This is a genomic window from Arachidicoccus terrestris (assembly GCF_020042345.1).
Classification (GTDB): domain Bacteria; phylum Bacteroidota; class Bacteroidia; order Chitinophagales; family Chitinophagaceae; genus Arachidicoccus; species Arachidicoccus terrestris.
The window spans coordinates 4,637,032-4,659,017 of record NZ_CP083387.1; the positions used below are offsets into that span (position 1 = coordinate 4,637,032).

A 21,986-nucleotide genomic window follows, 5' to 3' on the forward strand; every position below is an offset into this window, starting at 1 on the left:
AGAAAAAACACAGATCTAAGTATGTCTATATGCTAAAATTCAAACGTAGCGTCCTTCGCCCCCGAACTGGCGGGCGGGCACTACTGTCCGGTCTGCTTACAACTGTCGCTATTACCCAGTTCAGCCCGGTACTGGTATGGTGCTGTTTTGTTCCCTTATTCACGCTGCTATCGACCGGCTCGGTAAAAACGGCCGTTAAGGCTGGTGTGTATTTTGGCGCGGCGTTGTCTCTGGGACTGTTTTTTTGGATGATACCCGGTGCCAGCCGTTTCACCGGTCACCCGACACTGTATGGCTGGTTAGGCCTGGTTGTGGCTGGTACCTTTTTTTGTCTTTTTTTCGGATTGATCAGCGGTGTTTTCAGCTGTTTAAAATGGCGGGGAAAAAACCACCTTGTCTGTATAGATACATTACTCATCAGCAGTTTTTTTTGCCTGGGAGAAGCGTTCCTTGAAAAGATTACGACCGGTGGTCCCTGGTTGCGTTTTCATGCTGGCTTTCCCCTGGCCGCCAGCCGCTATGGGATACAGCCGGCTGCCTGGCTGGGCGTGTACGGGTTGTCCTTTGTTGTTGTGGCCGTAAACTATTTGTTCTCACTGGCTATCCGGCGAAAAGCCTGGCACGGGCTTATACTGCCGGCAGGGGTTATCGTGTTGTATTTGGCTAGCGGTTATCTGCTAAAACTTCATTTTGAGCAAACACGACCAGCCGGTAAAAGAATAACAGTCGCCATCTTGACAGAAAACACGCCACCGGAAACCAAATGGAATGATCAGACCGGCAACCAATTGGCACAAGGGCTCTTGCGGCTGAGCCGTCAGGCAGCCGCAGCAAAGCCAGACATCGCGCTATGGTCGGAGTCCGCCATTCCCTGGACTTATCGTAAAGACGATGATCTGGTAGCCGCCGTTTTAAAGAATACAGCGCCGGCTGGTCTTACCCATATACTGGGCATGAATACAGTTACTGGAAAGGAAAATGTTGTCTATAATTCAGCCTACGTCATTACATCAGATGGACGGGTGAGCGGCAGATATGACAAACAGGTATTATTATCGCTGATTGAAGAGCCCGTTGGAGGACTGCTGCTTCCTTTTATGAGCAGCGGCGGTTACTCTGCCATGCCCGGCCCCGGCAAAGACCCTGTTCTTACGCCTGTGGGTAAGGCAGGTATACTGATCTGCAACGAATCGATGCAGCAGGAGCTGGCCCGGAGCGCCGTTCAAAAAGGCGCCGTTTTCCTGTGTAATCTGAGCAACGACGGCTGGTTCAGTGACAGTTATCTGCCGGGTGCGCACTTTTATAATGCTAGACTCAGAGCCGTTGAAACCAGAAAAGATATGGTGGTTAACAGTAACCTCGGGTATTCGGGACTGATTCGAGCTTCAGGCGATATCAACTTTATGCAAAAGACCGACCACCCGACAGTAGCGCTGGCCAGCATAGAGGAAAATCGTTCGCAGCCACTGGCCGTCAGATATCCATGGCTGTCACTGTATTTTTGTTTGGGGCTGGTATTGGCTTTGCTGATTTTGAGGTCTTTGTCAATCGGTCAGCCAACAAAATAACGCCCTGTCCGCCTTTGCTAGGCCAGCGTTAAGGCTCCGCCCCCCAGGATTTATTTGGCCTGTCTCCCATCACCAGTTCAAGCGTACCGCCGGCCGCCATATCACTATGCATCAGATAACATTTGTTATAAGGTTTCCCATTGAGTTTGGCGGACTGGATATAAATGTTCTTTTCACTATTGTTTTTGGCTATGATGGTAAAATTTTTGCCGCTTGCATAGGGCGCCATCAATTTAAAGCGGATTTTAGAAAAAACAGGAGAAGTGATCTCATAACGCGGGTCTCCCGGGCAGACGGGATGAATGCCTGCAGCTGCCAGTACATACCAGGCCGACATCTGTCCTACATCTTCATTGCCGACCAGACCTTCCACTTTATTGTGGTATGCCCCGGCACAGATCCTTCTGGTCCACTGCTGCGTCAGCCAGGGTGCACCCACCCGGTTAAAAAGAAAAGGCACATGGTGCACCGGTTCATTGGCATGGTTATAATAATCATTCCACATAAAGTTTTCCGGCGTATGCTCAAACATATAGGTCAGATCATTTTTAACTTTCTCTGGTCCGCCCATCATAGCCACCATACCATCTACATCCTGAGGCACAAACCATCCCTGCTGATAAGGATTGCTTTCTATCGTGCCATAGTTCTGTGTCAGACGGCCGTTTTCCGGCCACCTCTGCCAGGAACCGTCTTTATTTTTAGGCCGGAACCAATGCTTTTCCTTGTCAAAGATATGTTTGTAATCCATGGCTTTGTTCGCATAGAGCCGGGCATCTGCGGACTTGCCCAGATCAGCTGCCAGTACAGAGAGGCACCAGTCTGCATAGGCATATTCCAGGGTCTCAGAGATACTCAAGCCACCTGGCGTATAGCCTTGTGGGCCGTTATCAAATTTTCGGACGGTGCCAAGACTATACTGATAGGCCTTTTGAAGATCATAACTTCTGATACCTTTACTGTAAGCATCCGCGATCATGGATACCGCAGGGTTGCCTATCATACACCCGGTATAAGCGTTAAAAAGTTCCCAGCGGGGAAAATAACTGCTATCTGTCTGTTCGGCTAAAGAAATCAATGAGTTGATCATATCGCTGACCAGGGCCGGATTGATAATCGTCTGCAGCGGCATCTGACTGCGAAACACATCCCAGCCGCTGAATATCGTTCTTTTGGTAAATCCCTTTGCCTGATGAGGCCTGCCATCGCCTCCCGGATAATCACCATTCACATCGGTAATATTTCTGGGATCGATCATCGTATGATAAAGCGCGGTATAAAACACCGTTTTTTCTTCCCGGCTACCACCCTGGATCATTATTTTGCCAAGCGCCTTATTCCAACGGTCCACGGCCTGGTGATGTACCCGGTCAAAATTCCAGTCTTTTATTTCAGCCATCAGATTTTCACGGGCACCTTCCTGACTGACAAAAGAAATCCCCGTTTTCATAAAGACGTTTTCCTGGTTACCGGTAGCAAATTCGGTATAAAAGCCAATATGTTTTTCTGTAAAAGACCGCTGGCCGGCTAACACCCTGGCTGCTGCTACTCTCCTCTGATAGGCAGCGCTGGTTACGGCCTCCCGTTTGCGGCTGGCCGTATCTGGGATTGTGGCCGTCCAGACACCGTAGTCACGCAGCGGCTTGCTGAATTTAGTATAGAAATACACCGTATAGTCTGCCTTTCCTACGCCATCACCCCAGCCGCCGCCTTCAGGCGTGCATTTCATCCATCCTTCAATGGTATGATCATCCACCACCCGGACAAACGCTTCAGAGGCTGTCCCGCCCACGCGCCTGGCCAGATCGATCTGGATCCGGGAATGGCTGCCTGCAGGGAATGTAAAGCGCATGATACCGCTGTGCGGAGCAGCCGTCATCTCTGCCTTTACTTTATATTTTTCCAGAAACACACTGTAATAGCCGGCACTGGCTTTTTCTGAAGCTTTATCGTACAAAGACCGGTAACCTTCAGAAGGGTTTTCAAGTGTGCCGGCAAAGGTCCGCAAAGGCCCCGTAGCAGGCATCACCAGGAAATTACCCAAATCCCCGTACCAACCAATGCCACTCATCTGCGTAAAGGCAAATCCCTCAATACTTGTATGTTCATCACTATATCCTGATCCGTTATCGCCGCCGGTAATCGTGTTGGGGCTTACCTGCACCATCCCGTAAGGGGTAGTAGCCCCGGGAAATGTCTTACCCAGGCCGTGGTAGATGCCCGCCTCTCCTACACTGGTACTGGCGCCGATCATCGGGTTTACATAGGCTGCCGGAGATGCCATTCCAGATTGTCCGCATAAGGGTGCCAGGCTTGTTAAAATCATTAGCCCACTGTAGCATACAGAGAGCACATATCGGAAAATAGTGGTGTTGCTATTCATAATTTAAAGACGAAAAAGATGGTGTGTTGTAAAGATCCCTAATTTTTTGAAAGCTCAAAAAAATGATGCATAAATAAAAGTTCAAACTGGACTGAGTTCGCCCAGTAGTCCCAGGTATGTGCACCGGGCCGGGTAATAAAATCGTGGTCGATCTTATCGTATAATAATTTCTTATGCAGCGCCAGATTCTGCTGATATAAAAAATCATCCGAGCCGCAGTCAATGATGATCTTCAGGGAATCATTGACTAGTTTATGTGTCAGGTAGAGAACGCTATGGGCCTCCCATCTTTTCGGAAACGCACTGTAGGGGCCCAGTAACTTCGCAATATCAAAGGAACCGGCCAGCGCTGTAATATCCACGGCACCGCTCATGCTGCCGGCTGCTCCGAACAGATCCTGATGTTCTATGGCCAGATAGAGTGCACCGTGGCCACCCATACTCAGGCCGAGAATGGCCCGCTTTGAGCGTGCGCCAAAAGTCGGATAATGCTTATCTACCCACGGGAGCAGTTCTCCGGTAATAAAAGTCTCATATTGGCTCTTCTTATCTATAGGGCTGTCAAAATACCAGCCGGCAAATCCCCCATCGGGACATACGAGGATCACTTTATACCGGTCTGCATAGGAAGCAATTGCGGGTACCTTTTTGATCCAGTCGCTATAGTTGCCCGAATAACCGTGCAGTAAATAGGCCACTGGTAATTTACCATTGGTTTTATAATCCGTAGGTAAGATAACGACCGTTTTCATATCACGGTCCATCGCCCGGCTATGAAAAGAAATCGTGTCTACAATAGCCGCTCTTGTATTAAATACATGGCAAAGGAGTATAAAAACCAGCATAAACCTGAAACCTCTTTTTGTCGTTTTAACTTGCATGGATAAAGATGATGATGACTAAATTAAAAATGAACGATTACCTGTTAAAGCGCAGCTGTTTACAATGCACTAATAGAAAGTAACATAAGGGCGCCTAATCCGCCATTTAACTATACAGAAAATCACATATTATTTTCTGTCATAATAGCGGATGCCCTTTCAGAATGTGACTTCAGTTATATACAGGATCACAGCAACCAAGTACCCACTTAAATGAACGAAAACATATCTCCCACTTAAGGATAAAAAACAGCATTTACTTTATGCCAAGAACCTTCACCTTTACAGGCGCTATATCTCTTCTCGTTTTACTATCGTTTTTAACGAGCGCCACGGCGCATGCACAGGAGCAAAGCTATTTTATAGACGGGTACCACGGTGGCATCTGGGGGCATTTTCCCTATAAATACGCCTCTTTCATCAAAGGAGAAATGCAAAAATATCCCGAGTGGAAGGTTAATCTGGAGATCGAGCCGGTTACCTGGGATTCTATTCAGGCTGTTGATCCCGATGGATATGGGTTTATTCGCTGCCAGCTGATGGACAGCTCTTACACCGCCAGAATGGAATATGTGAATCCGGCCTACGGACAGCCTTATATGTTTAATATATCCGGGGAAAGCATCATTCGTCAGCTGGCCTACGGGATGCGTACCCTGAGAAGGCATTTTCCCGGTGTTACCTTTTCTACCTATAGCTCAGAAGAGCCCTGTTTTACGACGGCTTTACCCGGCATCCTCCACTCTTTTGGCTTTCAGTATGCCAGTCTGAAAAATCCCAACACCTGCTGGGGCGGTTATACTGCCGCTCATGGCGGAGAAATGCTTCAGTGGGTCGGCCCCGACGGAAGTGCTATACGCACCGTGCCCAGATATGCTACAGAAAAGCTGGAGAAAGGCTCTACCTGGCAGACCAACGCCTGGAGGAACGACCCGGCGTATATTAGCGATGCAATGGCTTACGGCATCCGCCGGCCGGTAGGTATGTGCCTCCAGGACGCCGGATGGACTCAAGGCCCCTGGCTGGGGTCCCGTGAGGCCCTGCAGACAGCCCCTCATACAAACACCACCTATACGACATGGAGGCATTACTTTAAAGAGATTTTAAAAGGCAGTACAAAAGATAAACGCGCTGCTGCTATCCCTGACTGGAAACTGAGCCAGGAAGATATTCATGTCAGTCTTGTCTGGGGCGGGCAGATTCTTCAAAGAGTTGCGGCCGCTGTCCGTCAGACAGAGAACAAACTGGTCAGCGCCGAAATGGTCGCTGCCCTAAATCATCATTTTTATCAGACTCCCTGGCCGGGCCAGGCTTTGGACAAGGCTTGGACGAACCTGCTGCTGTCTCAACACCATGACACCTGGATCGTTCCCTATAACAAAAAGCACGGTATCACCTGGCAGCAGCAGGTGGATCTATGGACCGATACGGCGCTGCATATCTCTGACAGTATTCTTTCAGCAGGTACAGTGGCTAACGGGTTTTCCGCGAAAAAAAGAAACACCGGCATTCGCGAGCTGCGCGTTTACAACACCAGCGGACGGGAAAGGACATCGATGGTGCACTATAGCTTTTCCATGAGCGCCGTTCGGCCCATGGCCTCTCCTTTACTACTGGATCCGGACGGGCATCCGGTACAGTACCAGATTGAAGAAGCGCCCGAAATCCAGCCGACAGGCGGCTCAAAACAGATAACCCTGCATTTTGAAGCCACCGCACCGTCGCTTGGCTACGCTACCTATCAGCTGGTACTTCACCCAGTAAAGGCGCCGGGGCCCTTTACAGCCTCCCGACCGCCCATTATCAGCCGGTTGAAGAACGGCAATTTTCAGCTGGAAACAGATCTCTATAAGATCCTGGTCGACCCTAAAAGAGGGGGGATCATGCGTCGTCTCCTACTTAAAGCAAAAGAGAGAATGGGCGACCTTATCCCGTCCCATGAATTTCTGGCAGACACTGCTAGCCGCGGCATCGGCGAACTGCGGGGGTATTTTTATAAGGAGAAGGTCTTTCATTCCAGCCAGGAGCATCCGGCCACCGTATCCATTTTAACCAATGGGCCTTTATATGCAATCCTTAAAATAGAAGGAAAGATCGGCAATACACCTTTTACGCAGCTGCTTCAACTCTCCAGACGCGATCCGCTGATTCGGACGCAGCTGACTATTGACTGGCAGAAGGCTGCCATCCCCGGCATTGGCGCTTACCCCCAGCGGCGTCATTTTCGCAATGTGGATCCCGGTAAAGCGTTTTACAACAGCCGGTATAAACTGTTGACCTTATTTCCGGTAGATGTGCCGGAAGCCACCGTACATAAAGATGCGCCTTTTGATATTTATCAAAGCAGGCTGAAAAACACATTTTATGACCGTTGGGACAGTATTAAAAATGATGTACTGCTACACTGGGTCAATATCGACAGCCGAGATAAAACCTATGGATTTGCGCTGTTTGCAGATGCTACGACCAGCTATGCCCAAGGCGGAGATCTGCCGCTGGGGCTGACGACCCAGTACATTGGCAGCGGTTTATTTGGCGCGAATTATACAGTGGACGGCCCAACAGTACTGCGCTATGCATTTATGCCGCATGGCGGGGACTGGAAAACCAGCGGCGTCAACCGGGCTTCAGCAGATTTTAATACACCGCTGAAACTGATAGCGACAGAAAATCGGGCACATGACCGCCCGGTAAAACGGCGCTCTGGCAGGAAAGCACAAAAGCGAGCCTCCTTTTTATCTGTTGATCCGTCGGCCGGTTGGGACGTTACGGCCTTTAAAATGGACGGCGAAGGCAGTTATATCCTCAGACTTTTTAACGCTGTGGGAGACGGCCAGCCCTACTGTCTGCGATTATCTGAGCGCCTGGTAAAGACCAAGAACATCACCCTGGAACTGATTGATCTCAATGGTCGGTCTCTTGGGACATTACCTGCTGATAAAAACGGCAGGGATTTTCAGCTCCGAATACCACCTCTGGGTTTGAGGACCATTAAAATTATCTGTAACTGATACTTCGGTTGCCAGGGCGGTAGGTCTGATTCAATTTAATACCGGTCAAATGGCTATATTTACCCAAAGATACGTAGCAATGAAAACAGACAGGATTCCACTCACCGATAAAAAATACTATCTCTTATTTGGGTTCCTCACCACTATTTTCCTGATGTGGGGACTAGCCCTTACGCTGATGGATGTACTCAACAAACATTTTCAGACAGCACTGCATATTTCTAAATCCAGATCAGCGCTGATTCAGCTGGCGACATTTGGCGCCTATACCCTGGTGGCCCTGCCGGCGGGTATTTATATGAAACGCTTTGGCTACAGAAAAGCTATTTTAGCAGGACTGTTTTTGTTTTCGATAGGCGCTTTTCTTTTCATTCCGGCAGCCAACCGGGGATCTTTCGAATACTTTTTGATGGCCCTTTTTATACTGGCCTCCGGAATGGCGGCACTGGAAACAGTGGCTCATCCATATGTAGCTGCGCTGGGTGATCAGCGAACCAGCGATCAACGTATTAATTTTGCGCAATCCTTCAACGGCCTGGGTGGTGTCATTGGCCCGGCGATTGGTAGCTTTTTTTTGCTGAAAGCGGAACAGCAGCATCTAAGCGATCTATCTACCGTCAAAACGCTATATGTGGCTATTGGTTGCGTTATCGCGCTGATGGGCCTTGTTTTTGTCTTTTCTCCCTTTTCCAGCACTTCCCTGCCGCAGGAAGCAGCCCATCCACAGACGGGTGAACGGTCGGGTGCGATGCAACTCGCTGCTCCTGCTTCCGTCAGGCATCTGATCCATGAAAAGCATTTCGTCTTCTCGGTAGTGGCCCAGTTTTTCAACGTAGCTGCCCAGGCAGGCACCTGGGCCTATTTTATCAATTATGGAGAGGAGGTGCTGCATCTAAGTGCCGAACATGCAGGCTATTTTTTCTCGCTCAGTATTTTTTTACTCGTGATCGGTCGCTTTACCGGTACCTTCCTGATGCGCTATATTAAACCCCACAAACTATTGGCTATTTTTGCCTTTTGTAATATTCTGATGTGCATGATCGTGGCGCAGAGCGCCGGGTGGGTGTCATTTGCAGCATTATTAATGATCAACTTTTTTTTCAGCATCATGTATCCTACGATCTTCAGCCTCGGGCTCAAGGATCTGGGCAGCTGCACACAACAGGCGTCCTCGTTTATTGTTATGGGTTTTTTAGGGGGAGCTATTTTCCCGCCTTTAATGGGACTTATCGCCAATCGGCACATGGCGGCTTCTTATTATTTACCCATTCTGTGTTACATAACCATTTTTGCTTTTGGCATCCGGTACCCGCGACTTAACAAGCATTATAGAACATTACATAAAGTGGATCATACCCCGAAAAACTAAAACCTTTACGACTTGAAAAAATTATCAATTGCCGATATTGCGCGAGAGCTGAATATTTCTAAAACGACCGTTTCCTTTATTTTAAATAAGCGGGCGGAAGAAAAAAGGATCAGTCCCCAGCTGGTTGAGCGAGTGGAAGCGTTCATAAAAGAGGTCGGATATAAACCCAACCCTATTGCCAAAAGCCTTAGAACTGGCAAGACCAATATCATCGGGCTGATGGTAGAAAATATTGCTGACCCCTTCTTTGCAGCTGTCGCCAGGCATGTAGAAAATAAGGCCTATCAGAACGGTTATAAAATCCTGTATTGCAGTACGGATAATAACACAGAGAAAACCAAAGAACTCCTGGACATGTTTCGGGAGCGTAATGTGGACGGCTGTATTATTGCGCCACCTGTAGGTGTGGAAGCAGAAATTACCTCGCTGCTGGATTCCGGCATGCCGGTGGTCTTTTTTGACCGTCATCTGGAAGGTATCCAGACTGACCAGGTAGAAGTCAATAATTACGAAAGTACTTTTGAGGCAACCCGACTGCTCATCGCAGAATCATATCGTGATATCGGATTTATTACTTTCTCCTCCACCCAGACCCAGATGCAAGGCCGGCTGGCCGGCTACCGGGCAGCCGTCGGCGCCGCCGGCCTGAAACAATATATACTGGAGATCAATTTTGATCAGGACGAGAGACGGATCATCCAGCCTATCGTCGATTTTCTACGTCAGCATAAAAAAATGGACGCCATTCTTTTCAGCGCCATCCAGGCGGGCACCAACGGGCTGAAAGCTTTCCAGCAATTAGGCATCCGTGTCCCCGATGACCTGGCGGTCATTGCCTTTGACGACTGCGATCTTTTTGAGTTATATAATCCTTCTATTACGGCCATCTACCAACCCATTGACAAGATCGCCGAAGCCACTATCGACCTGCTCTTAAAGCGTCTTAAAAAGAAAACCCCCGTAGGAGAATTCAAAAAAATTGTTATACCTACTGGTCTTACCCTTCGTAACTCTTCCGGGTTGGTATAGCGCTGTCTGCCAGCAGGTGTCTGTGCTATTTTTCCAGCCGTTCCGGCCAGTCATCCGATCTAAAAGGCTCCGCCGGCAGTCCGGCGCCGTTCTGCAAATTGGTCACCGGGTAATTAAAAAAAGCGTACCGGACGGCCACCGGACTGGCTACTTTCTCAGTATGCAGGATCACTGTATTTCCTTCAATAGAAGCCTCGGCGGGATAAAATACCCTGTCGCTTCCGGCCAGAAAGAAAAATTTGGGCGCTCTCCCATCTTTTGTATGTAATCCGCCCGAGAGCGTCCGGGGAACAAAATATACTACCACCCTGTTACTTCTATAGGCTGCATAAGCAAACGCCGGCCCCCTGTAAGGCACATGCAGCCAGCCATACGTTCGGTTCAGGGCTACTTCGGCCAGGCGGCGACCGACAGGGCGTTTATCTTTGGGATGCAGGTTTTGCGGATCGCCGACATCCATGGTCAGCACCATATTCGTATTATTAAGGCGGCGTATCTTGGCCTGCGCTTCCCTGAAAAAAGCGTCTCCTGCTAATGAAGGATTCATTTTCTCGTGGGCATAAGGCGCGATCTGCACATATTCAAAAGGAAGCGCGCCTTGCTGAAATCGGGCCCGCCAGCTTTGAATCATAGCAATAGTTGCCCGTGTATAACTTTCCCGATCCCTGTAATTGGTTTCTCCCTGGTACCAGCAGAACCCCTTAATAGAAAGCTTGATAAAGGGATGAATCAGGGCGTTATATAGCAGAAAAGGCCGGGTAACTTTTTCAAAAGAAAAAGCCGCATCGACGGGTTCCCTGGATTTTGGATCCTGTAAATAGGGCTGCAGGTAAGCATGGTTCAGTAAACTGTCTTTTTTAAGCACCTCCTCGGGCACAAATGCCTGGACGGCAGAGGCGCCGATACCGGAGAAAATAAGGCCGATCGGGATGTTCAGCTTCTTTTGCAGTTCTGCTCCGAAACTATAGCCGACTGCACTAAAGGTCCGGACGGTAGAAGGCGTGCAGACTGCCCAGTTGCCTTTTATAGAGTCTACCGGCTGTGCACTGAAGTTCAACGCGACATTCAGTAGCCGGATATGGGGATTATCAGCTTCCGCAATCACCCTGGTGGAATCCAGCATTTCCCGGACCGCAAACTGCATATTGGACTGACCGCTTAAAAACCAAAGGTCACCAATCAACAGGTCATTTAATACGACTTGCTGGCCCATGCCACTAATGCGAATGCTGTGTGTCCGGTAATCACCACGTTTCGCTTTCGGAACGCTGATAATGCCTTCAAAGCATTTATCCGAAGTCGCCCTGACCTGAAGCGGTGAGGCCATCCAGTCCGCTTTTATAGTAATCACGGTTCCCTGAGGAGCCTTTCCCCACACCTTAAAGGGCTTATTTTGCTGAATCACCATATGGCTCTGCAATACAGTAGAAACGCTGAGGCTGTCCTTTGGGAAGTCACCGGCAGATGCAACGAAACCAAAGTGCATAAAAACAGTAAAAAATACAATACGATAAACGCTTTTCAGGTATTTGTTCAACATTATTACTCGATTAAATTTAATAAGCCCCGCTGCATAGTATACTTTAATATATCTCTTTCAGACCTGGACCGGACTGAAAGGCCCCAACTGCGATTACTGCTGGGGAGCTGCTTCAAGATCCCAATATAAGAAACATAAAGCGGGCCGAGCCGCTACTAGAGGCCAGGAGTAGATCTGTTTTTTTATCCAGATAGCGATCTGGGACCATAAAATTCTGAAAATACCTAAAAATGCAAAGCATCCTGTGTGAAACCCGGTAATGTATTCGGTAATTTTGATCTTTAGGTTCTTTAACTTTCTTTAGTGCTGTGTCAAAACGGGAGTAGCCGAATTTTACACTAAGCATTTGAGGGTTAATTTATTAGAAAGCCGTTTGTGCTGGCTTTCATCTTTAACTTAAAAAATAATAGCGGTCAACGGTACATACATGTGTCTATCATACGGGTGAACAGTGAAGGCGGTGAAAGAATAAAGCCGGAATTAACGCCCGGCCTGTTTCTCAGAAAGCATAAGGTCATCCGAATCATTAAATTTTCAGACTTCATAAAATCTCTAGAATGAAAAAACCTGGACTATTCATCTCTTTTTTGCTGGCTATTGCAGCAAACAGCTTCGGCCAGCAAAAGCCCGCTCCCTTCAAAGCGGGTGACAGGGTGGTTTTTGCCGGCAACAGTATAACGGAAGCGGGATTCTACGAATCCTATATCTGGCTGTATTATATGACACATTTTCCCAACCGGCCCATTACGGTGATCAATGGTGGCGTTGGCGGTGATGTAGCAGAGCAGATCTACCGGCGGCTGGAAGGCGACCTCCTGCCTAAAAAGCCGACAAAGCTAGTCGTAAGTTTCGGTATGAATGACAGTAAGTATTTTGAATACAACGACACCAAAAACCCGGTAACGGAAGCCAAGCGGAAAGAGATCGTCCAAGCCTCTTATAAAAGCTATCTAAAGATCCAGGATACGTTATTAGCCCACCCGGAAATTCAGAAAATCATCATGTCCTCCTCTCCTTATGATGAAACTGTGAAGCAAGAAGGCAGCCTTTTTAAGGGGAAAGCCAAAACCATGGAAGAGATCGTAGCCTTTCAAAAAAAGGCTGCGAAGGATCAGCACTGGGCCTATGTCGATCTGTTCCATCCTATGACTGTCATTAACGAAAAAGAACAGGAAAAAGATTCCTCCTATACTTCGACCGGTCCGGATAGAATCCACCCAGGTAGCGCCGGACATCTGATTATGGCCTATATCTTTCTCAAAGACCAGGGATTGGCAGGCAATCCCGTTGCCCGGTTTACCATTAAAGCCTCCAAGACGAAGGCCATTGAAACAGAGAATTGCAGCATATCCGACATTCAGCATCAGGCAGGTAAATTCAGTTTCAGCTACCTGGCGAAGTCCCTGCCCTTTCCCATTGATACTGTTGCCCGCGTCTGGGGCAATAAGCAGGTGGAGACAGAAGCACTGCCAGTGATTCCTTTTATGAAAGAATTTAATAATGAAGAGATGAAAATAGACGGGCTGAAAGGCAAGTCTTATTTATTAAAAATTGACGGGCAGCCCATTACCATTTTGTCGTCCGAGCAATTAGAAGCGGGTGTAAACCTGGCAGCCTTACACAATACACCGCAGTACCAGCAGGCGCTTCAGATTATGGACCTCAATTCAAAAAGAAAAGAGATCGAAGCCAGATTCAGAAACTACTATTGGGTACAGTATGATTTTTTGTATGATAAAGGGTTACTCTTTGATACAACTCAGGTCGCAACCGATACGATTAATGCCAATTTATCCAAGAACGGATGGCTGAAAGCTAAGTATGAGGATTATGAAGCCGTCAGAACCAAGGCTCCCGATCTGAGACGCCAGATGAGCACATATGTTGACAAGATTTATTCAGTCAATAAACCCGTCCGCCGCCAATTTGAGTTAATTGAGCAATAACTGTTGTCGTTTCAGCAACAATGTTTGCATTATTACTAAAGCCCCATCTATGGCATATATGCTCATTGGCTGGGGCTTTATTTTGGTGGTATATTGCCTATTGAAGATCACCGGCTGTTATCGATCTCCCAGATCCAGTCTTATCGCGCCCTTTTCCGGTACAATTTCAAAATCAGCCGGTGCTGTATTTCGATCAATGCCGGCGACAAAATGACCCTGGATGGCTTTAACTTTGTAGTCATGGCCCAGAAACCTGCTTTTTATCCACCCGGGAGTTATTGCTGTAAAAGGTAACTCGTCTTTTTTAGCCGCTATTAATTTCATTTTCCACTGGGCAGCTGCCGGACCGTCCACCAGTTTTGCTTCCACACATCTTTCAGAGAGCCGTATCTCTAAGGTGCCGTTGTTGCCCTTTAGAGGCCAGCTAATCTGTAACGCCGTCTTGCTCTTTTTCGTAACCAAAGGCTGTTCCCCCTCCATCGGCTCAAATATACCATTTCTCTTCACTAGAAACACAAGCCCTGCACTACGCGCTTTCGTGCTCCAGAAATGCCCATCTATAAAGGGCAGCGTAAATAAGGTGCACTTACTGCCGGTAGCATTCCTGCTATAATAGGGAGAGGTCATTGTTTCATCAAAGAGATGAATATCCCTTATCCGGAGCCGGGCGCTGTCCCAAAGTAAATTGATCCGGTAGAATCTGCTATCCAGCCAAACTGTTTTCTGACCTTCTTCCGGAAGGTCCGTCAGGGCCGTCACAGAAGTCACTGGCGTCACATTGAACTGCTTTTTAAACCAGCGGGCTGTTTTGACCATGGTTTCTACCTGAAAGCTGCCGGTTTGCCGTAAAGCTGCGATTTTCCTAAACTGATATTGCAGGCCGTCTTTCATAGCTTTCCAGGTAAAAGAATTCTCCTGTCCGGCCTGTGCATAGCCAAAGGCCATTGCTTCTCCCTGAATAAGCGTCTTAAAGAACCAGTCTACCCAGGTAGTATCACCGCCGCCGAATTTATATACCGGTTCCAGCGTGATCACGCCCTGATGCGCTGTCCCGATACCGTCATCATACTGACGGATCGGGTCACTTCCCAGCATTCTAAATATGGGAACAGGAATCTGCCCCTTTTGTGTCTGTGCCGGCATATACGCATTTTGCAAACTGGGGTAATAGGCCTGATTCCAGTAGCCGCCCCATAAAGTGTAGCCGTCGGTGCCGATCTGATCTTTGCAGTTACAGGAGGCGATGATGCCATATTTTCTATACATGTAGTTAATGCTATACGCATCCAGGTACCAGCAGCCGACCGTTTTCGGATAATCGCCAAATACCCTTTTAAAGTCCCGCATATAAGTGTCAATCAACTTTTCCCTTTCTTTAGGTGTATAGCCTGTTGTAAAATCAACATCGGCTCTGGAATCCCAGCGTGCGTTTCCCCGCCATTTAAGGCCCGCCTTTTCTGCCAGCGGTTGTGGGACTTCCAGCCAGCCACCGATTTCAAAGCGGTCTTTAGGTAAAGCGCGCAAGAAATTTTGATACCGGCTGTCCAAAAGGGCGTCATACTGCAATAGAAACGTCCCTGGCAACTGATATTGATTCATTAGCTCCACCTGTTTTACGACCGTCTGATAGAGCACATCTTCAGTTATAGCCGGATCTCTGGGCTCTAGTAAGCGTATAAAATTAACGATATGGATAATTTTTGGACTGTTTGTATCTGCCTGCAGCAAACCTCCTCCTTGATCTACGGTCGTTACATAGCTTGCGTTCACTTGCCTTATGCCAGAAAATAGTAGCACGAACAGTACTGCATACTTGATTAATACCTTTGCCTGAAAGAATATTTTCATCACAATATTTTAAGATTGTAGAGACTATCTTACCGTAAGTTAAGCAACTCTTCAGGCAAAATGTTCGCGTTTAGTATTTGTTTGAAATTCAGCGCAGTCATAAAGACCTCTAATTAAATGAATGCCCTTTCATGTAGAAAAGAACCCTGATTGACCGAATTGTAGTTAATTTTTCGACCAGCTTGAAAAAGAGGCCTTATGTTAGCATCTCCTTTTTTCCTGTGAAATATAACTGTGATTGATCAGGTCAATAATAGCTGTCGGGAGGCTGCCCGGCAGTCATCTGAAAGAAGTCCAACAGAAAATACCTTCCGTCCTCAATATTTTATCATCTTTCGCTCGATGACAAAATCCTTTCAACGCTATTGCTATTTCACTTTTTAATTTGCTGTATGATTGCCTGTGCATATGCAAAGGGATTCATTTCAAAGCGGCCGTATCATATTTATTGATGTCGTGGCTTCGCAGTATGCTGCCATAATCAGAAGAATACAGGGGTTCAATATTCTCCTTCAAGTATACTGCTTTTCTAAAATGTCGAAGTTATGAGTAGTTGCAAGGTTCAATAGGCTTTTATACTTAGAAACAAAAATAGGCAATCAAGTTATATAGATTGCCTATTGATTGCCCTTGAAGGCTACCAGCCGGACATGTCATAAATTTTGCTCATAATTTTAGATATTTAAAAGTTAACGGATACTGTTTGCCAGTTTATGAAGGTCTCTTTTGCCATTTATCAGCCAGATCGGTAAACTCAACCCAAATTGTCGGGACACTTTGATACTTTCTTTTGTACATGATATAGAAGCTATAGTCGTTAAAATAGCCTATCATCAATGTTCTGAAAAGTTTTTTGACAAAAAGCTCATCTAGAATGCCCTGATTGACACCTACTGCCAGAGACTCAAAGTAATTCAAAATGGCAATTAAGGCAGCCCGGGCTTCATCACTTTCCTCTAATTGTTCATAAAAATCCTTTGCTTTATTCTCAAGGATTAAATGTTTTTTGGACTCAAAGAGCTGCTTCGTTGTCTTTAAATTCACTACCATAGCAGGGCGATGCCATTCGCATATGGTGTTGTAAGTTTCAGCACACTTTGCAAATCTTCTGTCATACAGGTCTTTGTCATGCTTATGCTCATAGTTCAAAATTGCATAGAAAATCCCGATGATCACAGAGCCGTAAGTTGCAATAACGGCGATGTTTCTTAGAAGTTCACTATCGGTAGAACAAATAACTGCCTCATAAACGCCGTAACCAATGGCAATCAGGAATAGGAGGATAAAAAGCATCCTATACTTGAACACAAATCCTGTTACATAATTAATCCACTTGTCTAGCCCTGCTATGGAATACTTGGGCTCTACTAAACTTTCCATTTATCGGATTTAAATTTTGAAAAATAATGTTTCTTAAGCAATCGCACTTACTTTTCAATAATGGGTAGGATCAATGAAAGGCAAAGGTAACTGCTTTTGTTTATCAAACAAAATGTTATCCCCAATAAATTCCATTTTTTTCACGATAACTAAAGAATTAACATTTTGGTGCCCGCTCAATACAATCGGGTCTTCTGTTATTTTTATGTAAATATCAGCAGTCATATTTCTGACTGACTCCCATTCCAATCATCTACTTACAACCATAGACAAGAGATCTCATCAGGCATATACATAGATAATTTTCTATTATTATTAAGACTGTACTTCTTGCATTTGCAGTATCTTAGAACTTAACTATGAAAGGAATTTTTAAAAGATTACACCTGAAACTTCTGTTTACCTTTTACAGAAGCCATCTTCTGGCTGACACGGTCATTACGCTATTATGTTTGTCGACACTCTATAAATGGGGTCTTGTTTCTTTTCAAGGCATATTTTGGCTGAAAATTATCAGCTATGGGGTTATTTATTATTTTATGGATGCACTTTACAAAAATCAATACTATTATTATCTGAACCTGGGTTTGAGCAAATCTGCCCTTTGGACTGTTACACTATCCATAGATTTTGCTGTTTTTATATTACTGATCATCCTTACCTGTTATATACGATGAGTATCCTGGAAATCGATAGTATCATCCTTGAGTTGGGTGCCCGACGGATCCTGTCAGACATTTATATCAAATGTGAAACCGGTAAGGTTACAACGCTGGTTGGAGCAAACGGCTCCGGAAAGTCCTGCCTTTTAAATATCATTATGGGTAAATTGACTCCTTTAAGTAAATCTGTAAGAATTGATAATAAGCCTTTGAAATCGGTTTATCCGGATATCAACTATTTGCCACAGGTACCCTTTGTCCCTGGAAGGTTGACTGTCAGCCGGGTTTTCTCAGATTATCAGGTAAGGTTGGAAGAATTTATCAACCATTTTCCATCATTTAAAACTAAAGTAAAACATAGATTTCGACAATTGTCCGGCGGTGAAAGACGGTTGATTGAGGTCTATCTTTTAGTTAAAACACCCGCGAAGTTTACATTACTTGACGAGCCCTTTACCCATATCGTGCCCGTGCACTTGGAAAAGATAAAACCAGTTATCCAGTCAGAAAAAACTAAAGGCTTTTTGATAACCGATCATCTTTATAAGGAGGTGATGGATATTGCCCAAAACAGATATTTGTTACAGCAGGGAAAAACCTGGCCTGTTAAAGACATGGCCGATCTGCAAAGGTTGGGTTATATTAATATCTCTTGAATTTCTTATGATAGTATCGTCATAAACGGACGGCCAACAGGCAACAAATCCCTGGGACTAGGACAAATCTTTTTTATGGTAAACAACCTGAATCACTCCAGAGTTAAAGGTTCGGCTTCCCACTAAATTCAATGATACCGTCCGGTCGACCTGTTCAAACAGCCGCTTACCACTTCCAAGTATAATCGGGTGCACCGACAGGCGGTATACATCGATAAGATCATGGGCCATAAAATAACCAATTAACCCTGCACCACCGTATAACCAGATATCTTTTTGCCCTGAAGAATCGCCCTCTGTCTTGATCCGTTGAATTTGATGCACGATATCGCTATGGATAAATGTCGCATCCGGATCTGAATGCCTTGTTCTTGAAAAAACATATTTTTTCTTTGAATGAATGGCTGCCCACAGCACCCTGTCAGTTTCGGTGGCGTCTTCACCTGGCTGGAAATTCCCCCATCCGTCATAACTGACCCTGCCATAAAAAATCGTATCTATGGAAGACAGAAACCCTGAAAAGTCCATTTCTTCATCCATTATACACCAATCTACTTCTCCGGCAGGGCCTTCAATAAACCCATCCAAAGTAACAGCTAAATCCAAGATTATTTTTCTCATCCCTGGTCAAATTTTCTGATGGGAAGTTAGTGAAAATTGACCGCGTATCCAATTTAGGCATTTTCCGCCTGTTCATCCCTTACTTTTAAGCGCAGCAGTAAGGTTGGCAACACAATTAGTAACAATGGCAGTGCCACCACAAAGCCGCCGATGACCGCTATAGCCAGCGGCTGATGCATTTGTGCGCCGGTGCCGATGCCCAGCGCCAGGGGCAACAGTGCAATAATGGCGCCTATGGCCGTCATAAGCTTCGGCCGGAGACGGGTGCTGATCGCATAAATAATTGAATGCGCTTTATCCATGGTTTTAAGTGACTCCTTGAACTGTGCGTAAGTAAATATGGCATTTTCCCCGATAATACCGACAATCATAATAGTCCCCGTATAGCTGGCGACATTTAACGGTGTCCCTGTCAGATATAGCAGCAGAAAACTGCCGCTGACCCCAAGCACCGCTATGAGTAAAATGACCAGGGCGACCCTAAAATCTTTATATAAGAACAATATCACTGTAAACACCAGCACACTGGAAAGGCAAAGGATCAGCACCAGCTCGCTAAAAGACCGCTGTTGCTCTTTATAGGCACCCCCGTAGTTGATAGCGTACCCTTTAGGCAAATGCACTGCTGTTTTGATTTTGCTTTGAATTTCCTGCATGGTACTGCCCAGATCCCTGCCTTCCAATCTGGCACTTACGATTCCCATATTCTGTAAATTATCTCGTTGTTCTTCTGCGACACCTGTGACAATCTTAAACCGGGCAAAATCAGAAAATAACCTTTTGCCGCCACCTGGTAAAAAAACAGGCTGGCTGCCAATATCACTTATGGAGGGTGGACGATTATGGAAGTACATCATTCGCATCGGTACCAGCTGCAAGGGATCCTGTACATAACTGACAAGAGTGCCGTTTAAATAGCTCTGTACCTGAAACTGGAAATCGGCCGGCGTTATGCCATATCTGGCCATTTCTGCAAAATCAGGCCTTATTACCAGAGAAGGACCTGCAATCGTTATGCCGTCAAAGACATCTGCCGTTCCCTGCACAGCGGACACGATAGCAGCTACTGATCTGGCCGTTTGGTGTAAAATAGGTTGATCACGGCCGAAGATCTGGATTTCAATAGGCTGCGCGGCAGTCATCAGATCCCCTAACATATCGCCGATTACCTGCCCAAAGTCTACCTGAAGCGGCAGTCCGGCTTTTTGAATGCCGTCACGCAGATGGCGGATTACATCTTCAGTAGTCGCCGTCCTGTTCTTCTTTAAGCCGATCAGGTAGTCACCCCTATTAGGTTCTGTAATAAAAAAACCCATCTGTGTGCCGGTTCTGCGATTGTATGTCGCTACATCACTATCGGCTGCAATAATCTGATCTACCTGATCGAGTATCCGGCTTGTTTCGTCTAGTGTTGTTCCGGGCGGAGAACTATAATCCAATACGATACTGCCTTCATCCATTTCCGGCAAAAATCCGGTAGGAAGTCTGGGGACAGTCCAGACGCTTATCAACACCAGTATCGCGACGAAAACGACACTGTAAACAGGCTTGTGTATAAAAAAGCTGACCCATTTTTTTTCTTTGACAGGGTGGCTTTCCAATGGGATGCTTTTCTTTGATCTTTTAGAGAGGATGAGATAAATTACCGGTAAAAAAATCCAGCTAGAGAAAAAAGAACAAATCAGGGTGATGATCATGGTGTCGGTCATCACTTTAAAATAGGCACCCGCGATACCTGACATTAATATAAAAGGAATGAATATGACAATCGTGCTCAAAGAAGATCCCAACATGGCTTTAAGCAGATAGTGAATGGCATTTTTTACTAGTGAAGCGGAGGGGCGACCTGCAAACTCCTCATGTGTTCTCTGTATCTGTTCCACGACTACAATGGCATCATCAATAATCAAACCAACAGAAGCGGCGATGGCGCCAAGCGTCATAATATTTAGCCCCTGACCGGTAAGTTTCAAAGCGATCATGGTCAAACCGAGTGTTATCGGAATGGTCAGCAGCAAGGTAAGGCTGGGCTTAACAGACTTTAAAAATATTACGGCTACAACTACTGCCAGCAAAAGGCCGATCCAGAGGCAGTCCGATACGCTGTGCACAGCATCCAGCACAAAATCTGCCTGGCTGTAGTAGGGTTTCAATACCACGCCTTTGGGTAAAGAGGAGCTTAATTCTTTTACTTTACGCCGTACCCCGCTGGCCACATCTATTACACTCGTACCTGGCTGTTTAACGATCCCTATCAGAATGCTTTCCCTGCCATCGGCTTTTATTTTCTGATACTGCCGGGCAGCATGAACGGTGATACTGGCCACATCCCGCAGTAGTATAATTCTGCCGGCCGTATTTTTAATAATAATGTCTCCTATCTGTCTTATATCGGTTAACCGGGCATCTGTTACGTTAAGGTATAAGGTTCTGTGATCGGACAAGTAACCTGAAGAGCGGATAAAATTAGTGTTGCTGACGCCATCTGCGACCTGCTGGGGTGTGATACCCAGCAGGCGCATTTTCTCTGGATAGAGCTGTATCCAATATTCCTTGTCCTGCCCGCCCAGTATAGGCACATCGCTGACGCCCGGCACCTGTGACAAGCCGGGCTTGATCGTAAACATTGCCAGCTGTTTTAAGGCTATGGGATCTAGCCGGTTACTGATAAGGGAATAGCCCATCACCTGAAGGATAGAAGGGTTCATTTTCTCTACGCTAATGCTGGCCCCTGGTGGTAAATTCCCACGGATCTGATTGATCCTGGATTCAATACGCTGTTTGCTTAGATCCAGATCCTCATTCCAATCAAAAAAAGCAGCGATCTCAAGACTGCCACGACTTGTTGTGCTTCTGATATCAGTCAGCCCAGGCACCTTTTTTATGGCAGCTTCCATGGGACGTGTAACCGTCATCGACATCTGATCCACCGGTTGGTCCCCTGCTTCAACAATCACTTTGATCTTCGGGAAGGTGATTTCCGGGAAAAGCGCCACCTGCATACGAGTATAGGCATATACACCCGCTATCAGGGCGGTAACGGCTAATAGCAGAATGGGAAACTTATACAGCGCAAAAAAATTACGTTTCAT

Annotated in this window: 14 protein-coding genes; 7 read left to right on the forward strand and 7 right to left on the reverse strand. The window is 46.4% G+C overall.

Going from position 1 to position 21,986, the window contains the following annotated elements:
• Positions 1-29: 29 nt before the first annotated feature.
• Positions 30-1,568: an apolipoprotein N-acyltransferase gene (gene lnt / locus K9M52_RS18055; protein WP_224069838.1), complete on the forward strand. Its 1,539-nt coding sequence runs from the start codon at positions 30-32 to the stop codon at positions 1,566-1,568.
• A gap of 28 nt (positions 1,569-1,596) precedes the next feature.
• Here lnt and K9M52_RS18060 read toward each other — a convergent pair whose 3' ends face one another.
• Positions 1,597-3,951 carry a GH92 family glycosyl hydrolase gene (locus tag K9M52_RS18060; RefSeq protein WP_224069839.1) on the reverse strand — a complete coding sequence of 785 codons (2,355 nt, stop codon included), beginning with the start codon at positions 3,949-3,951 and terminating at the stop codon, positions 1,597-1,599.
• Between the two features lie 38 nt (positions 3,952-3,989).
• Positions 3,990-4,832 carry an alpha/beta hydrolase gene (locus K9M52_RS18065; protein ID WP_224069840.1) on the reverse strand — a complete coding sequence of 281 codons (843 nt, stop codon included), beginning with the start codon at positions 4,830-4,832 and terminating at the stop codon, positions 3,990-3,992.
• Positions 4,833-5,095: 263 nt separating this feature from the next.
• Here K9M52_RS18065 and K9M52_RS18070 point away from each other — a divergent pair, with 263 nt between their 5' ends.
• Genes K9M52_RS18070 through K9M52_RS18080 form a run of 3 tightly spaced genes read left to right on the forward strand, consistent with a single transcriptional unit; the run spans position 5,096 to position 10,241 of the window.
• Positions 5,096-7,843, forward strand: coding sequence for a glycoside hydrolase family 38 N-terminal domain-containing protein (locus K9M52_RS18070; RefSeq protein ID WP_224069841.1), 2,748 nt, complete (start codon positions 5,096-5,098; stop codon positions 7,841-7,843).
• A 49-nt stretch (positions 7,844-7,892) separates the two neighbouring features.
• Entirely contained in the window at positions 7,893-9,212 is a 1,320-nt protein-coding gene (gene fucP / locus K9M52_RS18075; protein WP_224069842.1) for an L-fucose:H+ symporter permease, read from the forward strand.
• Between the two features lie 12 nt (positions 9,213-9,224).
• Positions 9,225-10,241 carry a LacI family DNA-binding transcriptional regulator gene (locus K9M52_RS18080; protein ID WP_224069843.1) on the forward strand — a complete coding sequence of 339 codons (1,017 nt, stop codon included), beginning with the start codon at positions 9,225-9,227 and terminating at the stop codon, positions 10,239-10,241.
• Between the two features lie 25 nt (positions 10,242-10,266).
• Here the strand turns inward: K9M52_RS18080 and K9M52_RS18085 are convergent, their stop codons facing one another.
• A complete protein-coding gene (locus tag K9M52_RS18085) occupies positions 10,267-11,781 on the reverse strand; it encodes a sialate O-acetylesterase (protein WP_224069844.1) in 1,515 nt (504 codons plus the stop codon).
• A gap of 557 nt (positions 11,782-12,338) precedes the next feature.
• On the opposite strand from K9M52_RS18085, the gene K9M52_RS18090 reads away from it, so the two are divergent.
• Positions 12,339-13,727, forward strand: a complete 1,389-nt coding sequence (locus K9M52_RS18090; RefSeq protein ID WP_224069845.1) for an SGNH/GDSL hydrolase family protein — start codon at positions 12,339-12,341, stop codon at positions 13,725-13,727.
• 117 nt (positions 13,728-13,844) lie between these two features.
• Here the strand turns inward: K9M52_RS18090 and K9M52_RS18095 are convergent, their stop codons facing one another.
• Complete coding sequence (locus tag K9M52_RS18095; protein WP_224069846.1) at positions 13,845-15,575, reverse strand: hypothetical protein; 1,731 nt, start codon at positions 15,573-15,575, stop codon at positions 13,845-13,847.
• A gap of 711 nt (positions 15,576-16,286) precedes the next feature.
• Positions 16,287-16,955, reverse strand: a complete 669-nt coding sequence (locus tag K9M52_RS18100) for a DUF4760 domain-containing protein (RefSeq protein WP_224069847.1) — start codon at positions 16,953-16,955, stop codon at positions 16,287-16,289.
• Between the two features lie 359 nt (positions 16,956-17,314).
• Between K9M52_RS18100 and K9M52_RS18105 the strand changes: the two genes are divergently transcribed.
• Entirely contained in the window at positions 17,315-17,632 is a 318-nt protein-coding gene (locus K9M52_RS18105; protein ID WP_224069848.1) for a hypothetical protein, read from the forward strand.
• The gene (locus K9M52_RS18110) at positions 17,629-18,273 is read left to right on the forward strand and encodes an ATP-binding cassette domain-containing protein (RefSeq protein WP_224069849.1); all 645 of its coding nucleotides are present in this window, start codon (positions 17,629-17,631) and stop codon (positions 18,271-18,273) included. Before K9M52_RS18105 ends, K9M52_RS18110 begins: the two co-directional genes overlap by 4 nt.
• Before the next feature lie 57 nt (positions 18,274-18,330).
• On the opposite strand, the gene K9M52_RS18115 is transcribed toward K9M52_RS18110, so the two are convergent.
• Positions 18,331-18,894: a dihydrofolate reductase family protein gene (locus K9M52_RS18115; RefSeq protein ID WP_224069850.1), complete on the reverse strand. Its 564-nt coding sequence runs from the start codon at positions 18,892-18,894 to the stop codon at positions 18,331-18,333.
• Positions 18,895-18,947: 53 nt separating this feature from the next.
• The gene (locus K9M52_RS18120) at positions 18,948-21,986 is read right to left on the reverse strand and encodes an efflux RND transporter permease subunit (protein WP_224069851.1); all 3,039 of its coding nucleotides are present in this window, start codon (positions 21,984-21,986) and stop codon (positions 18,948-18,950) included.

Bases quoted from the DNA above. Each gene is read 5' to 3' on its own strand.
- K9M52_RS18065 (WP_224069840.1), bottom strand. From the start codon at position 4,832: ATGCAAGTTAAAACGACAAAAAGAGGTTTCAGGTTTATGCTGGTTTTT.
- lnt (WP_224069838.1), top strand. From the start codon at position 30: ATGCTAAAATTCAAACGTAGCGTCCTTCGCCCCCGAACTGGCGGGCGG.
- K9M52_RS18095 (WP_224069846.1), bottom strand. From the start codon at position 15,575: ATGAAAATATTCTTTCAGGCAAAGGTATTAATCAAGTATGCAGTACTG.
- K9M52_RS18085 (WP_224069844.1), bottom strand. From the start codon at position 11,781: ATGTTGAACAAATACCTGAAAAGCGTTTATCGTATTGTATTTTTTACT.
- K9M52_RS18120 (WP_224069851.1), bottom strand. From the start codon at position 21,986: ATGAAACGTAATTTTTTTGCGCTGTATAAGTTTCCCATTCTGCTATTA.
- K9M52_RS18115 (WP_224069850.1), bottom strand. From the start codon at position 18,894: ATGAGAAAAATAATCTTGGATTTAGCTGTTACTTTGGATGGGTTTATT.
- fucP (WP_224069842.1), top strand. From the start codon at position 7,893: ATGGCTATATTTACCCAAAGATACGTAGCAATGAAAACAGACAGGATT.
- K9M52_RS18060 (WP_224069839.1), bottom strand. From the start codon at position 3,951: ATGAATAGCAACACCACTATTTTCCGATATGTGCTCTCTGTATGCTAC.
- K9M52_RS18105 (WP_224069848.1), top strand. From the start codon at position 17,315: ATGAAAGGAATTTTTAAAAGATTACACCTGAAACTTCTGTTTACCTTT.
- K9M52_RS18110 (WP_224069849.1), top strand. From the start codon at position 17,629: ATGAGTATCCTGGAAATCGATAGTATCATCCTTGAGTTGGGTGCCCGA.
- K9M52_RS18070 (WP_224069841.1), top strand. From the start codon at position 5,096: ATGCCAAGAACCTTCACCTTTACAGGCGCTATATCTCTTCTCGTTTTA.
- K9M52_RS18090 (WP_224069845.1), top strand. From the start codon at position 12,339: ATGAAAAAACCTGGACTATTCATCTCTTTTTTGCTGGCTATTGCAGCA.
- K9M52_RS18100 (WP_224069847.1), bottom strand. From the start codon at position 16,955: ATGGAAAGTTTAGTAGAGCCCAAGTATTCCATAGCAGGGCTAGACAAG.